This window comes from Arthrobacter sp. TmtSoilC48 (genome assembly GCF_059739425.1).
The window spans coordinates 1,701,213-1,716,192 of record NZ_AP046049.1 but is presented as its reverse complement, the minus strand read 5'-3'; the positions used below and the strand labels follow the sequence as shown (position 1 = coordinate 1,716,192).

At 62.2% G+C, this 14,980-nt stretch carries 10 protein-coding genes; 2 read left to right on the top strand and 8 right to left on the bottom strand.

Annotated elements, in window-relative coordinates; all coding sequences use genetic code 11:
* Positions 1-105: 105 nt before the first annotated feature.
* From AC6I97_RS08095 to AC6I97_RS08070, 6 genes are all read right to left on the bottom strand, one after another.
* A complete protein-coding gene (locus tag AC6I97_RS08095; protein WP_224165064.1) occupies positions 106-1,662 on the bottom strand; it encodes an amino acid permease in 1,557 nt (518 codons plus the stop codon).
* Positions 1,663-1,818: 156 nt separating this feature from the next.
* Positions 1,819-2,253, bottom strand: coding sequence for a DUF779 domain-containing protein (locus AC6I97_RS08090; RefSeq protein WP_497944643.1), 435 nt, complete (start codon positions 2,251-2,253; stop codon positions 1,819-1,821).
* On the bottom strand, positions 2,253-3,275 hold the full coding sequence (gene adhP, locus AC6I97_RS08085) for an alcohol dehydrogenase AdhP (protein WP_224165065.1): 1,023 nt from the start codon (positions 3,273-3,275) through the stop codon (positions 2,253-2,255). Before adhP ends, AC6I97_RS08090 begins: the two co-directional genes overlap by 1 nt.
* Before the next feature lie 34 nt (positions 3,276-3,309).
* Positions 3,310-4,833, bottom strand: a complete 1,524-nt coding sequence (exaC, locus tag AC6I97_RS08080; RefSeq protein ID WP_497944642.1) for an acetaldehyde dehydrogenase ExaC — start codon at positions 4,831-4,833, stop codon at positions 3,310-3,312.
* Between the two features lie 96 nt (positions 4,834-4,929).
* Positions 4,930-6,273 carry a GAF domain-containing protein gene (locus AC6I97_RS08075; protein ID WP_497944641.1) on the bottom strand — a complete coding sequence of 448 codons (1,344 nt, stop codon included), beginning with the start codon at positions 6,271-6,273 and terminating at the stop codon, positions 4,930-4,932.
* Between the two features lie 152 nt (positions 6,274-6,425).
* Complete coding sequence (locus tag AC6I97_RS08070; RefSeq protein WP_497944640.1) at positions 6,426-7,880, bottom strand: FAD-dependent oxidoreductase; 1,455 nt, start codon at positions 7,878-7,880, stop codon at positions 6,426-6,428.
* A 128-nt stretch (positions 7,881-8,008) separates the two neighbouring features.
* On the opposite strand from AC6I97_RS08070, the gene rarD reads away from it, so the two are divergent.
* Positions 8,009-9,100, top strand: coding sequence for an EamA family transporter RarD (gene rarD, locus AC6I97_RS08065; protein ID WP_497946988.1), 1,092 nt, complete (start codon positions 8,009-8,011; stop codon positions 9,098-9,100).
* A gap of 312 nt (positions 9,101-9,412) precedes the next feature.
* Positions 9,413-11,854, top strand: a complete 2,442-nt coding sequence (locus tag AC6I97_RS08060) for a polysaccharide lyase 8 family protein (RefSeq protein WP_497944639.1) — start codon at positions 9,413-9,415, stop codon at positions 11,852-11,854.
* Between the two features lie 169 nt (positions 11,855-12,023).
* Here AC6I97_RS08060 and gabT read toward each other — a convergent pair whose 3' ends face one another.
* A complete protein-coding gene (gene gabT / locus AC6I97_RS08055; protein WP_497944638.1) occupies positions 12,024-13,379 on the bottom strand; it encodes a 4-aminobutyrate--2-oxoglutarate transaminase in 1,356 nt (451 codons plus the stop codon).
* Between the two features lie 77 nt (positions 13,380-13,456).
* Positions 13,457-14,887, bottom strand: coding sequence for a gamma-aminobutyraldehyde dehydrogenase (locus tag AC6I97_RS08050; protein ID WP_497944637.1), 1,431 nt, complete (start codon positions 14,885-14,887; stop codon positions 13,457-13,459).
* Between the last annotated feature and the right edge of the window lie 93 nt (positions 14,888-14,980).

Below are 14,980 nucleotides of genomic sequence, written 5' to 3'. Positions count from 1 at the left end.
GAACACCAAGGCGCGCGGGAACACCAAAAGCGCCCGGGAATTGCAGTTCCCGAGCGCTTTCGATGGTGATTCCAGCCAGCTGTCTGACAAGCGGCCGGGATTGGTTTAGACCTTGGTAAAGGAGTCTTCGTCCTCGTCGCCCTTGACCGCGGGGGTTGCAGAACCGCCATTAACGGCTGACCTGGCTGAGGCGAACTTCTCGTTGAGCCGCGAGTGGCGCTGCCCGTAGGAGAAGTAGATGAGCATGCCAATGACCAGCCAGATCGCAAAGAAGATCCAGGTTTCGACTGCCAGGTTGGTCATGAGGTAGATGCACAGGATGGCGGAAACCCATGGCAGGACCTTGCCGAACGGGACCCGGAACGCGGGCTTGAGGTCCGGACGCTTCTTGCGCAGCACCAGGATTCCCAGGCTGACCATCACGAACGCGGACAGCGTTCCAATGTTGATCATTTCCTCCAGGAGATCCACGTTGGTCAACCCGGCCACCAGTGCCACTGCTGCACCACAAATGATCTGCAGGCGTGCAGGCGTGGAGCGCTTCACGCTGGTCTTTGACAGGGACCGCGGCAGCAGCCCGTCGCGGCTCATGGCCAAAACCACCCTGGAAAGGCCCATGAGCAGCACCATGATCACCGTGGTCAGGCCCACCAGGGATCCGAACGCAATGACCTTGGCGGCATCGTTGTTGCCTACGGCCTCGAAAGCCGTGGTCAATGTGGGGTTCTTTTCCTCTGCCAGCTGGGTGTAGGAGACCATGCCGGTCAAAGCAAGGGAGACGAGGATGTAGAGCAGCGTGACCACTGCCAGGCCCCCGAAGATACCGCGGGGCAGAGTCTTCTGCGGGTTCTTGACCTCTTCCGCGGAGGTTGCAACAACGTCAAAGCCAATGAAGGCGAAGAACACCAGGGCAGCACCTGCGAAAATGCCCAAAGTACCGTACTGGGCAGGAGCAGCACCGGTCAGGAAGCCGAAGAAGGACTGCTTCATGACATCGGCGGCACCCGTTCCGGAAGTTGGCTCGGAGGCAGGAATGAACGGTGTGTAGTTGGAGAACTTCACGTAGCTGAAGCCCACGACGATCACGAACAGCACTACGGCAATCTTGATCAAAGTGAAGATGTTGCCAACACGGGCGGACAACTTCGTCCCCAGCACCAGCAGCACCGTGAAGATCGCGACAATGAGGAAGGCGCCCCAATAGAGGTCCACGCCGCCCAGGCTGAGCGCCGGCGGGATATCCAGGCCCATCAGGGCGAAGACTTTGCTGAGGTAGATGCCCCAGTACTTGGCGATCACCGCAGCCGCCGTGAAGAGTTCGAGGATGAGGTTCCATCCAATGATCCACGCGAGCACCTCGCCCATGGTGGCGTAAGTGAACACGTAGGCCGAACCTGCCACGGGGATTGCCGTGGCGAATTCGGCATAGCACATGATGGCCAAGGCGCACGTGACGGCTGCGATGGCAAAGGAGATGGTGACGGCCGGGCCGGCAAAGTTTGCAGCAGCCTTGGCGCCAACGGAGAAGATACCGGCACCGACAGCGACGGCGACACCCATGATCATCAGGTCCCAGGTACTGAGGCTTCGCTTCAGCTTGCGCCCGGGCTCGTCGGCGTCGGCGATCGACTGCTCGATCGACTTGGTCCTGAAAATGTTCATAAAAATGCCACATTCTGGATGGGGGTGGTATAGGACTCATCAAGAATAGTGTCCGGTCAGTGGACGACCATATTTATCCCAGATAGTGAGACGGTCTCTGAGCCGGCGTTACTGGTGTGACTGGTGTGACGGAGGCGAGTAGCCCCCGTCACACCACTAAACACCCTGTACGTCCCAGTCCATGATGGTGGAGCGGATCAGGAACCGCTTCCCCTCCGGGGACTCTACAGAGAAGCCGCTTCCCCGGCCCGGAACCACGTCGACAGTCAGATGGGTGTGGGACCAGTAGGCGAACTGTTCCCTGGACATCCAGAACTCGAGGGGCTTGGGATCCTGGCCCGCTCCGGTTCCCAAGCCGGCACTGATATCGAACCGGCCCAGGAGCACATCTGAATCACCGGTGAGGAACTCCCCCGCCGGGTAGCACATGGGAGCGGAGCCGTCGCAGCAGCCACCGGATTGATGGAACATGAGCGGTCCATGGTGCTCCCAGAGCTTCCGCAACAGTTCGACAGAGGCCGCGGTGAGCGCCACCCGGGAGAAATCCTCCCCGGGCAGCGTCACCGCGGCTTCCAACACGGGGTGGTCCATCAGAACTTCAGAACCACTCGGCCATCGATCTTGGCGTGCTTCATCTCGTCAAAGACCGCGTTGACTTCCGAGAGTTCCCGGGTGGAGACCGTTGGCTTGATCTTGCCCTGGGCATAGAACTCCAGCGCTTCCTCAAGATCCTGGCGGGTACCCACAATCGATCCCCGGACGGTGAGTCCCTTGAGGACGATCTCGAAGATCGGCGCCGGGAAGTCGCCCGGCGGCAAACCATTGAACACGATGGTTCCGCCACGACGTGCCATGCCGATCGCTTGCCCGAAAGCAGAAGGGTGGACCGCCGTCACGAGGACACCGTGGCAGCCACCGGTCTCGCGCTGGATGACCTCCGCCGGATCCTCGTGGAGTGCATTGACCGTTAGCTCGGCGCCGTGTTCACGAGCAAGCGCCAACTTGTCGTCGGCAATATCCACTGCCGCGACCCGGAGCCCCATCGCCACCGCATACTGGACCGCAATGTGGCCCAGGCCCCCGATGCCGGAGATGGTGACCCATTGACCGGGCCTGGCCTCCGTCATCTTCAAGCCCTTATAGACCGTGACCCCGGCACAAAGAACGGGAGCGACTTCCACCGGGTCCGAGCCTTCCGGGATGCGGGCAGCAAAGCGCGTGTCCACCAGCATGTACTCGCCGAACGAGCCGTCCACGCTATAACCACCGTTCTGCTGGGACTCACACAAGGTTTCCCAGCCGGTGCGGCAGTACTGGCAGTCCCCACAGGCGGACCACAGCCAGGCGTTCCCCACGAGGTCGCCAACGGCAACGTCCGTGACACCCTCACCCAGAGCGACGACTTCACCCACGCCTTCATGCCCGGGAATGAACGGTGGGGTCGGCTTGACCGGCCAGTCGCCTTCGGCGGCGTGGAGGTCGGTGTGGCAAACTCCCGAGGTAATGAGGCGGACCAGCGCCTGGCCGGGACCCGGCGTCGGCCTTTCCACTTCCTTGACCGTAAGGTCGGTTCCGAATTCAGTGACTACTGCAGCTTGCATGGTTGCGGACATTGACGATCTCCTTTGATCGATGAACAGGACGGGTTTAGAAGAAGCCGAGTTTGTTCTCGTTGTAGCTGACCAGGAGGTTCTTGGTCTGCTGGTAGTGATCCAGCATCATGGCGTGGTTTTCACGGCCAATGCCTGAGGACTTGTAGCCACCGAAGGCGGCACCGGCCGGGTAGGCGTGGTAGTTGTTGACCCACACGCGGCCGGCCTGGATTTCCCGGCCCGCGCGGTAGGCGACATTTCCGTTGCGCGACCACACGCCGGCACCAAGGCCATACAGGGTGTCATTGGCGATGCCGATTGCGTCGTTGTAGTCGCTGAACCTGGTCACGGAGACCACAGGGCCGAAGATCTCCTCCTGGAAGATCCTCATCCGGTTGTGGCCTTCGAAAATCGTGGGCTGGACGTAGTAGCCGCCGGCAAGGTCGCCGGACAGCTCGGCCCGCGCGCCGCCCGTGAGGACTTTGGCACCTTCCTGCTTTCCAATGTCGATGTAGGAGAGGATCTTCTCCAGCTGGTCGTTGGAAGCCTGGGCACCGATCTGGGTTTCCGTGTCCAGCGGGTTGCCCTGGATGATCTTGTTGGTGCGGGCTACGGCGTCAGCCATGAACGAGTCGTATATCCCCTCCTGGACCAAGGCACGTGAGGGGCAGGTGCAAACCTCGCCCTGGTTAAAGGCGAAGAGCGTAAAGCCCTCCTGTGCTTTGTCGTAGAACGCGTCATTCTGGGCTGCGACGTCGTCGAAGAAGATGTTGGGGCTCTTGCCGCCAAGTTCGAGGGTGACGGGGATGAGGTTGTTGGACGCGTACTGGCTGATAAGCCGGCCGGTGGTGGTCTCGCCCGTGAAGGCGATCTTGCGGATACGGGGGCTGGAAGCCAGTGGCTTTCCGGCTTCGACGCCGAAACCGTTGACGACGTTCACTACGCCTGCGGGCAGCAGGTCAGCGATCAATTCCATCAGTACCAGGATCGACGTTGGCGTCTGCTCCGCTGGCTTAAGCACGACGGCGTTCCCGGCGGCGAGCGCAGGTGCCAGCTTCCACACGGCCATGAGGATGGGGAAGTTCCAGGGGATGATCTGGCCCACCACGCCCAGTGGTTCTTTGAAGTGGTAGGCGGTGGTGTCGTCATCCAGTTGCGAAAGGTGGCCCTCCTGGGCACGGACAGCCGAAGCGAAGTAGCGGAAGTGATCGGCAGCCAGGGGAATGTCCGCGTTGAGGGTCTCGCGGACGGGCTTGCCGTTGTCCCATGTCTCAGCAACGGCGAGCAGCTCAACGTTCTCGTCTATGCGGTCTGCGATCTTGTTCAGAATCGCGGCGCGTTCTGTCGCTGACGTCTTGCCCCAGGATGGCGCGACCTTGTGCGCGGCGTCGAGTGCCAGTTCGATGTCCTCGGATGTGCCACGGGCAACTTCGCAGAAAGCCTTGCCTGTGACGGGCGTGATGTTTTCGAAGTAGGCGCCCTTGACGGGAGCAACCCATTCCCCGCCGATCCAGTTCTCGTACCGGTCCTTGAAGGTGACCTTCGAACCCTCGGCACCCGGCTGTGCATAAACGGTCATTGCTAGCTCCTTTGCTGCGAATCACGGTGGCTGTCGCCATTGATTCGAGCCTAGGAGCGGGCAGGTTGCAGCTACGTTGCAATCATGTGAGTCAGCTCACGCTTTGAGTTCCGTGTCGATCCGTTCAAGGTCGGCCACGACGGCGGCACGCTTGGGTGAGCGCGGCGGCAGCAGCTTCAGGACGGCAAGGCGGAGTTCGACGTCGTACTTCGCCTCGGGCAGCTCAGCGTACTTCAGGAGCGAATCAACGCTGCCGTCGCTGAGGAGCGCTTCCCGCAGCAGATGCGAAACCCGCTCACGCAACTCCACGACGCCGGGTGCCTCCGAGCGCGGCAGGACTGCGCCTTTGTAGATCTCCAAGGCAATACGGTGGGCTCCGCGCTGCAGGCAACTGAGCACCTGGCCTGAATCGGGAAGCAACTCAACGGGCAGGCGGTAGGGTCGCGATTCGGGCACCGCGCCGGGGCTGAGTTCATGGAGAACTTTGCGCAGCCGCACCATTTCCGCCCGTAAAGTCACCCCCGAGCCATCTCCGGGGTATAGCTGCGCGCAGAGGTCGTCCGCACTGAGGCCGGCCGGTTCGCTGCAGAGGATAGCCAGGATTTCGCTGTGGCGGGCCGACAAGGAAACCGTCCGGCCATCAATGCTGAGAAGGGCCTGGTCACGGCCCAACAACTGCAGGCTGTTCCGGTAAAGAGTGTGGCTGGAAGCAGAAGCTGAGCTCCGGCGTCGCGGTCCTTCCCGTACGGCAGCTGCCAGCTGGAGACGCTCGATGCGCAACTGCGCCTGTGCAGCCGCAACGGTTGCTTCCACCAGGGATACCGTGTGCGGGGCCACCGCGGTCTCGGTTCCAGTGATGTCCACGACGCCCAGCACGGCACCGGAATCCGGGTCATGGAAGGGAACAGCAGTACAACTCCATGGGTGAACTGATCTCTTGAAATGCTCGGCCCCGGAGATCTGGATGCTGCGATCCAGGGCGAGCGCAGTCCCGGGAGCACTTGTGCCCACTGAGGCTTCAGACCAATCGGCGCCCGCAACGAACATCATCCCCTCGGCCCTGCGCTGCATGACTGGATCGCCATCCACCCACAGGAGCCGCCCGACGTCGTCCCCCACCGCCACGAGCAACCCACTGTCATGGCTGGGCTGGACCAGCAACTTCCTGATCACCGGCATGATCGCTGCCAGCGGGTGTTGGCGGCGGTAGTCCTCCAGTTCGTCGCGGTCCATCGCAAGTGGCGCTTCAGGGATATCAGGATTGGCCAGCAGAGTGGCCGAACGCTGCCACGACTCACGCACCAAACGCCGGAGGCCCGAGATTTCCTCGGGAGTTCCGGCCCGCAGCATATCCAATTGTTCATGGCCAGCCAGGGCGCGCTTCTGCAGCAGCCTTCCGGCTTCGGTGCCTGGAACAGGCGGATGGATTGGATTCCTCATCGAACTCCCCGGTAATTCGCAGCGACAGTGCGCTGCGTGCATGTGCTTGGCGGCACAGTACCCGAAAGTCTAGTTCCAGGAATGGAGTTTGTGTACAGCTGGCGCCTTCCGCGAAGTCGATTCAGGACGTTCGGTGTACACAAACCCAAGGGCTAGCCACGCGAGATCTGGATCATTTCCTCACGCGGGACTACCTTGATGCGTTCCCGGATAACACCGTTGCCGTTGCCGGATTCGGACTCCGAGTTGGACTTGGACCAGGCGGCACCGAGGGCGGCTTCGTGGGCATCCAAGCGGTTCCACCCCTCCCAGGTGGTGTATTCGATGCCGCGTTCTTCAAGGAGATCGATGATGGCCTGGGGGTCCGCGTTCTCTGCTGGAGGCAACGTGAGCCGGTCCTCGAGGAGGCAGCCGATGGTTTCCAGTGCATCGCCCTTGGTATGACCGATCAGGCCTACAGGTCCACGCTTGATCCAGCCGGTGGCGTAGATTCCCGGCACGGGCTTGCCGTCGGCATCCAGGACGCGACCGCCGTCGTTCGGTATGACACCGCGGCGGGCATCATACGGAAGCTCCTGAAGCGGCGAGCCGTGGTAGCCGATCGCGCGGTAGACGGACTGCACCGGGTACTCCAGGAATTCACCGGTGCCCTTGACGTTGCCGGTTCCATCCAGTTGCATCCGCTCGAACTTGATGCCGGAAACCTTGCCGGGAGTTTCCGGCGAGTCCAGGATTTCCACGGGGCTGTGCAGGAAGTGCAAGTGCAGACGGCGCGAGGATGGCTGCTCGGATTCCGCGTGTTCTTCCACCAGCCAGTTGGTCATGGTGTTGACCATGGTCTTGATCTGGTTGTTGGTACGGATCGCCTCATCGGAGGCTTCGTCAAACTCGAAGTCCTCCGGGTACAGGACAATGTCGACGTCGTTGCAGTGGGACAGCTCCCGCAATTCCAGCGGGGTGAATTTAACCTGCGCAGGACCGCGGCGCCCAAACACGTGGACGTCGGTAACGGGCGACTTCTTCAAGCCCTCGTAGACGTTTTCGGGGATCTCGGTGACCAGCAGCTCATCGGGGTGCTTGACCAGCATGCGAGCCACATCAAGGGCAACGTTGCCGTTGCCGATGACGGCAATCTCCTTGGCGTCCAGCGGCCAATCCCGGGGAACGTCCGGGTGCCCGTCATACCAGGAAACAAAATCGGCTCCGCCGAAGGACCCTTCAAACCCGATGCCCGGGATGTTGAGGTCCGCGTCTTTGATGGCCCCCGTGGAGAAGATCACGGCGTCATAGAAAGCACGGAAATCGTGAAGCGTCAGATCCCTGCCGTAGGTGACGTTGCCCAGGAAGCGGATGTCGCCCCTGTCCAGCACCTTGTGCAGGGCGTTGACGATGCCCTTGATACGGGGGTGGTCCGGCGCCACGCCGTAGCGGATCAGCCCATAAGGCGCAGGGTACGCCTCAAAGAGATCGATGCTGACCTCCACGTCCCCGTCCTTGACCTCGTTGGACTTGGTCAGGATGTCGGCGGCATACACGCCGGCGGGACCGGCGCCCACGATGGCGACGCGAAGCGGACGTTTGGGGGTGGTTGCGGCTGAGTTGGACACCGTAAGCCCTTCCGAAGCAGTAAGCCACGCCGTTGTTGGGGCGCGCAGATTCCAATTCTAGATGTCCGCCCCGCACCCGGCCTCCTATATGGCAGGAGTCACAAGAAAACAGGCGATTGATGCCAACATTGCGGAATATTGCGTTCCCATTTGGTGTTGGCGACATTGTGTCGACACCCGAGCAGATCACCGCAAACTCGTCCATTTCCAGCCAGCCCGCGACTGTGAGTGCGTCCAGTGAACTTAGCGGCGACACCTCTGGCGGCAGGACCCGCGGAGGAAAGCCGGTCTGGAGCGAGTCGACGGCGGGAATCCTCTTTGGCATTGGTGCTTACAGTCTGTGGGGACTGCTTCCGCTGTACTTCCTGGCGCTTCAACCGGCGGGGGCAATCGAAATCGTTGCCAACCGCGTGGTTTGGTCGCTGCTCTTCTGCGCGTTGCTGATCACGGTCACTCGGGCGTGGAGGGTCTTCGGCGCCGCCGTGAAGGACCGCTCCGTCTTTGGCCCACTGGCATTGGCAGCTGGATTGATAGCCATCAACTGGCTTACCTATACCTTCGGTGTGACCACAGGGCACGCTGTGGAAACATCCCTTGGATACTTCATCAACCCGTTGGTGTCGGTCCTGCTCGGTGTATTCGTGCTCAAGGAGAAGTTGCGGCCACTCCAATGGGCAGCAGTGGGCATCGGCTTTATTGCGGTGGGCGTCCTGACCTTTTCCTACGGGCAGCTTCCCTGGATTGCTTTGATCCTGGCCTTCAGCTTCGGTCTCTATGGGTTCGTTAAGAAGCGGGTCGGTCCCAGGGTCGATGCGCTCACCAGCCTCTCCGTTGAAACAGTGGTCCTGGCTCCCCTGGCAGCCGCCACCATGGTTGTCCTGGGCGTAAGCGGCGTGGCAACACTCACCGCCCATGGGCCCGGGCATTTCTGGTTGCTTCTGGCATCGGGCGTCATCACGGCTGTGCCGCTGCTCTTCTTCGGCGCCTCAGCCCGTCGCCTGCCCATGACCACCATCGGTCTGCTCCAATATTTCGCACCGATTCTTCAGTTCATCGTGGCGCTGGCCGTCTTCAACGAGACCATGACCACGGCCCGCTGGATCGGATTCTGCGTGGTGTGGCTCGCCCTGCTGGTGCTCACGGTGGACATGCTGCGCACGGCCAGGAAGAACTCGTCGATGAAGAAAAAGGCCCGGATCGCGGCCGCTGCGGGAGCCTAGCCCCCGGCGTCGAGCGCTTCCTGCAGCGAGGTCGCCGGAACCGTGCGTGAGAGCCCGGAAACCTCGGGCGGTCTGGACGCGTTCCCGCGTTCTCGGCGTGTGAGCACTTTTGTTCATTTCTGTTGAGGGGTCCACCAAGCGGACATAAGGTTGCGGAAACTTTCGCCGCCACGTCCACCCCCAACTTGCCAATATCCAGAGGCACACCCAAGTACCTGGCATTCACGGGTCTTCCCAGATCGGGAACAACCACAGATGACAGTCACATGGATATGCCCGGCTTTGCTGGCAACAGTTTTGAACGGAGCCGTTTTGACCCTCAATGGACCCACACTGAGCCGTAGGACCCTCTTCCGCGCTGCTGGTGCCGCCGCACTGGCCGGAGCCCTGCTTTCCAGCTCTGCCCCGGCCTTTGCGGAACCGGCACCCGGGCTACAGGAACTCATAGGACGCCGCCGCATGGTCCTCACAGGCGGACAAAGTGCTGCGGGCATCCCGGAGCTTGCTGCCCAGCTGCAGGGAATGGGGAAAACCGCGGAAAATTGGTGGACTTCCCTGGATAAGACAGCCACCCGGACGTCCTTGTGGAATGACGTTCCCCTGACAGGCATTGGACAGTCGACGGCGGCCACAGGCAACATGGGCCTGCACTTCAACCGCCTCTATGACATGGCCTTGGGTTATGCGGTTCCAGGAAATCCTTATGCCGGCAACCCCCAATTGGCCTCGGATATAGTGGCTGGCCTGAAACTCCTGAATGACACCGCCTACAAATCCGGAATGCGGGCAGCGGGCAACTGGTGGTTCTGGGAGATAGGTGTGCCACGCAAAACGGTGGACATCCTCACATTGATGTACGCAGAGGTCCCCGAAGACCTGCGGACGTCATTGCTGGCAGCCGTCCGCTGGTTCGCGCCGAACCCTAATTGGCGTGGACGCGCCACATCCCTTGCAGAGACCGGGGCAAACCGCGTGGACAAGTCCCTGGCCTGCTGCATGCGGGGCATCCTGGACAACAATGTGGACGATATTGCCCTTGGCAGGGACGCCTTGAGTGACACCGTCCGCGGCGGGACCAACAGCGTTTTCACGTACGTAACCAGCGGCGATGGCTTCTACACAGACGGTTCGTTCGTGCAGCACGGTTATCTGCCCTATGCCGGCACCTACGGTGTGGTGGCTCTGGCTGGCATCGCCGAGATCATAGCGATGCTCGGTGGAAGCACGTGGGCAGTCAACGACCCCAAGCGCACAGTGCTCCTGGATGCAGTGGAGGACACCTATGCACCCTTCGTGTGGGACGGCCGCATCATGGACACCATCCGCGGCCGTGCCGTGTCCCGTCAGCGCGAGCCCGACTACGTCAGTGGCTTTGCCCTGATCTCCGCCGTCTTGCTGCTCGCACCCGGCTGCGATGAGCCCTACCGTTCAAGGTTCCTCGCCTTGGCCAAAGGCTGGCTGGAACGCTGTGCCGACCAGAAACTCGTGGGGCATCCAACACAGAGCCTGGCGAAGTCCTTGTTGTCGCTTGGCGTCCTGTCCGATTCCGCAGTGGTTTCAGCACAGGCACCGGTGTATAGCCGGATGTTCGCTGACCAGGACAGGCTGGTCCACCACCGCCCGCAGTGGGGCTGCACTGTAAACCTCTCATCAAAGAGGATCGGCCGCTACGAATGGGGAAACAGCGAGAACAACCTCGGCTGGTACCAAGGCGATGGCATGACTTTCGTTTATACGCGGCAAGACCCTTCGCAGTTCAGCGCCGACTTCTGGCCCACCGTGGACCCGTATGGCCTTCCCGGAACCACCGTGAACGACCAGACCCGGGCCAGTGGAGCCGGCGGCGCGGGAACCGGCATCCCGCGCGCGTTCCAAGCCTTCGCCGGCGGGCTCACGGCAGATGGGCGCTGGGGTGTCATCGGCATGGACCACCTCAACCACAACAAGACAGTGTCCGGACGCAAATCATGGTTCTTCCTGGACGACGCCGTGGTCTGCCTGGGCGCCGGCATCACCGGCACTGGTGGGGCTGCGGTACGGACCACCATCGAGAACAGGTCCTTTGCTCCGGGTTCAGTGCCTTCCGTGCGGACGGATTCCCGGAACCGTTCCCTGGCTCCCGGGGACGCCGCCGTGACGGTTCAGAGGTCGGTCCACATCGACGGTCATGGCGGCTACGTCTTCCTTGAAGCGCCGGGCGTCTCCGGTTCTCCGGAGGTGGCGGTGATCCACCGGACAGGAAGCTGGTTTGACGTCAACTCCGGAGCAGACACGGGAGGATCCCCTGATCCTGTCACCCGGGACTACGTGACCATCACGCATCACCACGGGGTGGATCCTGTGGGAGCTGGCTACGCATATATGGTGTTGCCTGCCGCAAGCCATGAAGTCACGTTCTCAGAGTCCGCAAACCCCGGCGTGAAAGTGCTGGCCAACTCGGCGGACGTCCACATGGTGAAGGTCGCCAAGGACAAGTTGGTGATGGCCAACTTCTTCGCAGCTGGCGGCGTTGGGGATTACTCGGTCTCAGGGCCTTGCACCCTTGCTCTGCGCGAAACCGGCGACAGGCTGGCCGTGTCCGTGGCAGATCCATCACGGACGCAGTCCTCTGTGCGGATCACGCTCGCTGGCTCCGCGTGGGGCACCCTTGTGGATTCGGATGCTGGCGTGGCCCTTGTCAGCGCCTCTCCCCTGGTCATCGACGTCCAACTCGACGGACACGGCCACCAGAAAAACCTGACGCTGGGCACTTAGGCGGGCTCCGCCGTCGTGCGCTTCCTGCAACGAGGACGCCGAGGACGCGGGAAAGGTGCCAGACCGCCCGGAAACCTCCGGCGAACTCAGCGCTTTCCCTCGAACCCGGCGTTAAACGCACGAGGAGGGCCGGGAAAACCCGGCCCTCCTGCGTTACAGCTAGAAAATCTTACGCGTTGGCCTTGATGGCTGCAGCGAGGACCTCGAGGCCGTCGATGAGCAGCTCATCGCTGATCACGAGCGGCGGAAGCAGGCGGATCACGTTGCCGTAGGTGCCACAGGTCAGGATAATGACGCCTTCCTGGAGGCAAGCAGCGGCTACAGCCTTGGTGAGCTCGGCGTTCGGTTCCTTGGAGCCGGGCTGGACAAGTTCGATCGCCAGCATGGCGCCACGGCCGCGGATGTCGCCAACCACGGAAACTTCTTCGGCCAGTTCGCGGAGCTTGCCCAGGGCGAGCTCTTCGATGTGGCGGGCCCGGCCGTTGAGGTCGTGCTGTTCCATGGTGTCGATGGCTGCAAGTGCTGCTGCGCAAGCAACCGGGTTGCCACCGTAGGTGCCGCCGAGGCCGCCCGGGTGTACGGCGTCGAGCAGGTCGGCGCGGCCGGTGATCGCGGACAGCGGGAGGCCGCCGGCGATGCCCTTGGCCATGGTGATGATGTCCGGGACAACACCTTCGTGGTCAACGGCGAACCATTCGCCGGTGCGGCAGAAGCCGGACTGGACCTCGTCGGCGATGAAGACGATGCCCTTTTCCTTGGCCCATGCGGACAGAGCCGGGAGGAAGCCTTCGGCCGGAACGATGAAGCCACCCTCGCCCTGGATGGGCTCGATGATGATAGCGGCAACCTGGTCGCCACCGATCTGCTTCTCGATCATGGTGATGGCGCGCTTGGCGGCCTCGGCACCCGTGATTTCCGGGTTCTCTTCACGGAACGGGTAGCTCATGGGCATGCGGTACACCTCGGGCGCGAACGGGCCGAAGTTGGTCTTGTACGGCATGGCCTTGGCGGTAAGTGCCATGGTCAGGTTGGTGCGGCCGTGGTAAGCGTGGTCGAAGGCAACCACTGCGTCGCGGCCGGTAGCCAGGCGTGCAACCTTGACGGCGTTCTCCACTGCTTCAGCGCCGGAGTTGAACAGCACCGTGCGCTTGGCGTGGTCGCCCGGGGTGAGGCGGTTGAGCTGCTCGGCCACAGCTACGTAACCCTCGTACGGGGTCACCATGAAGCAGGTGTGCGTGAAGTGCGCAGCAGCTTCCTGGACAGCGGCGACGACGGCGGGATCGGACGCGCCGACGCTGGTCACGGCGATGCCGGAGCCGAGGTCGATGAAGGAGTTGCCGTCGACGTCGCGGATGATGCCGCCGTCGGCGTCTTCAACGTAAACGGGGACGCCGGAAGCGACGCCGGCAGCAACGACGGCGGAGCGACGCTCGGCCAGTGCCTGCGACTTGGGGCCGGGGAAGGCGCCGTTGATGTTGCGCTTCTGCTCGATGCGGTACGAGAGTTCGTTCGCGGTAGTGGTCATGGGGTGATTGCCTTTCTGGGAAGCCAGGGGGTGGAGGGGTACGCGAACGCGTTATGCGAGTGCGTTATGCATTGGTGTTATGCGTCCAGTGCACTCATCACATGCTTGATGCGCGTGTAGTCCTCGACGCCGTACATGGAGAGGTCCTTGCCGTAGCCGGACTGCTTGAAGCCACCGTGGGGCATCTCTGCCGTCAGGAGGATGTGGGTGTTGATCCAGACTGCACCGAAGTCCAGGTCGCGGCTCATGCGCATGGCAGTGCCGTGGTCGGTGGTCCAGACGCTGGATGCCAGGGCGTATTCGACGTCGTTTGCCAGCTCGAGCGCTTCGGCTTCGGTGCTGAACTTCTGGACAGTGATGACGGGCCCGAAGGTTTCCTTCTGGACGATGTCGTCGGTCTGCTTGGCGCCGGTGATGATGGTGGGCTCGAAGAAGAAGCCCTTCTCGCCCGCGCGGTGGCCGCCGGTTTCGATCTTGCAGTTGGCCGGGAGGTGTTCCACCACGGAGGTGACGGCGTTGAAGTGGTTGACGTTGTTGAGCGGTCCGAAGTAGTTGTCTTCGTCGTTCTCCGAACCAGTGTGCAAGGTCTTGGTGTGCTCAACCATGGCCGCCACCATGTCATCGTGGATCTCGTCCTCGATCAGCACACGGGTGATGGCCGTGCAGTCCTGGCCGGCGTTGAAGAAGGCGAATTCTGCGATGGCCGCAGCGCTCTTCTTGATGTCGGCGTCCTTGAAGACAATGGCCGGAGCCTTGCCGCCAAGCTCCAGGTGTGCACGCTTGAGGCCCTTGGCCGCGCCGCTCGCAACGGCGATGCCGGCGCGGACGGAACCGGTGATGGACACCAGGCCGGGAACCTTGTGGTCAACCATCATGGCGCCGGTTTCGCCGGTGCCGAGCACAACGTTGAGCACGCCGGCGGGGAAGATCTCTCCGGCGAGGCGAGCCAGGACCAGGGTGGATTCCGGGGTGGTGTCCGAGGGCTTGAGAACAACGGTGTTGCCGGCTGCAAGGGCGGGGCCGATCTTCCAGATGGCCATCAGGAACGGGTAGTTCCACGGCGCGACCTGGGCAACGACGCCGATTGGTTCGCGGCGCACGTAGGAGGTGTGGCCCTCGAAGTACTCCCCTGCGGACTTGCCTTCCATGAGGCGTGCAGCACCTGCGAAGAAGCGGAGCTGGTCTGCGCCGGCGGCAACTTCCTCCGAAGCGATCAGGGACCGGACCTGGCCGGTGTTGCGGTGCTGCGCTTCAACGAGTTCCTCGCTGTTGGCCTCCACGGCGTCGGCGAGCTTGAGCAGCATGAGCTGGCGCTGGCCCGGCGTGACGTGCTTCCACGTCTTGAAGGCGTCGCTGGCAGCGGTCATGGCGGCGTCAACATCGGCCTGCACCGAAATCGGCGACTTGGCAACGATCTCCCCGTTGGTGGGGTTCACGATGTCCAGGAGACCCGTACCTGCCGGCGTAACGAATTCGCCGTTGATGAAGTTCTGCAAGGTTTGAACCACGGTGTGCAACCCTCTTTCGGTGTGTGGGCATGGGTTTTAGCTGATCAGAGCCTATGCCAGCGGAGGGGTCCAAGGAATAGTCAGCTGCACACA